Source organism: Halonotius pteroides (genome assembly GCF_003605635.1).
Taxonomy (GTDB): domain Archaea; phylum Halobacteriota; class Halobacteria; order Halobacteriales; family Haloferacaceae; genus Halonotius; species Halonotius pteroides.
In genome coordinates this window covers 1-1,086 of the sequence record NZ_QMDW01000096.1, presented here as the reverse complement: position 1 = coordinate 1,086, position 1,086 = coordinate 1, and the positions used below count along the sequence as shown (strand labels likewise).

1 protein-coding gene is annotated in these 1,086 nt (G+C 70.2%); it reads left to right on the top strand.

The annotated features are described in order from the left end of the window. On the top strand, positions 1–1,086 hold a 1,086-nt coding region (locus tag DP106_RS15295), incomplete at both ends, for an AAA family ATPase (protein ID WP_120086644.1).

Below are 1,086 nucleotides of genomic sequence, written 5' to 3'. Positions count from 1 at the left end.
GGTCAGAGAGATGATCGAGTTGCCCCTCTCGGAGCCGGAGCTCTTCCGGAAACTCGGCATCGATCCGCCCTCCGGGGTCCTCCTGTACGGGCCGCCCGGGACCGGCAAGACGCTCATCGCGAAGGCGGTCGCCAACGAGGTCGACGCCCACTTCGAGGTGATCGACGGCCCCGAAATCGTCTCGAAGTACAAAGGCGAAAGCGAAGAACGGCTCCGGGAGACGTTCGAACGGGCGATCGAGAACCAGCCGTCGGTCGTCTTCGTCGACGAGATCGACTCCATCGCCGGCACGAGAGACGAGGACGCCGACATGGAAAACCGGGTCGTCGCGCAGCTTCTGACGCTCATGGACGGCCTCGAGGACCGCGGACAGGTCATCGTCGTCGGCGCGACGAACCGCGTCGACGCGATCGATCCCGCCCTGCGGCGCGGCGGGCGCTTCGACCGGGAGATCGAAATCGGCGCGCCCGACGAGTCGGGCCGCCGGGAGATCCTCGACGTCCACACCCGCGGGATGCCGCTCGCCGACGACGTCGACCTCGACGCGCTCGCCGCCAGAACCCACGGCTTCGTCGGCGCGGACGTCCACGCCCTCGTCACGGAGGCCGCCATGCGCGCGCTTCGGGGCCGCGAGGGCCGCGAGGACCTCGTGGTCACCCAGGCCGACGTCGAGACCGCCCTCACCGCCGTCGACCCCTCGACGATGCGCGAGTACGTCGCCGAGACGCCCGAGGCGACTTTCGACGACGTCGGCGGCCTCGAGGCGGCAAAGCGGGTGCTCACCGAGGCCGTCGAGTGGCCCCTCGCCTACGGTGCGCTCTTCGAGGCGACGAACACCGATCCGCCTTCCGGGGTCCTCCTGTACGGGCCGCCCGGGACCGGCAAGACCCTCCTCGCCCGGGCGCTCGCCGGCGAGAGCGAGGTGAACTTCGTCTCCGTCGCCGGGCCGGAACTGCTCGACAAGTACGTCGGCGAATCGGAGAAGGCCGTCCGGGAGGTGTTCGACCGTGCCCGTCAGGCCGCCCCATCGATCGTCTTCTTCGACGAGATCGACGCGCTGGCCGGGGTCCGCGGGGACGCGAGCGA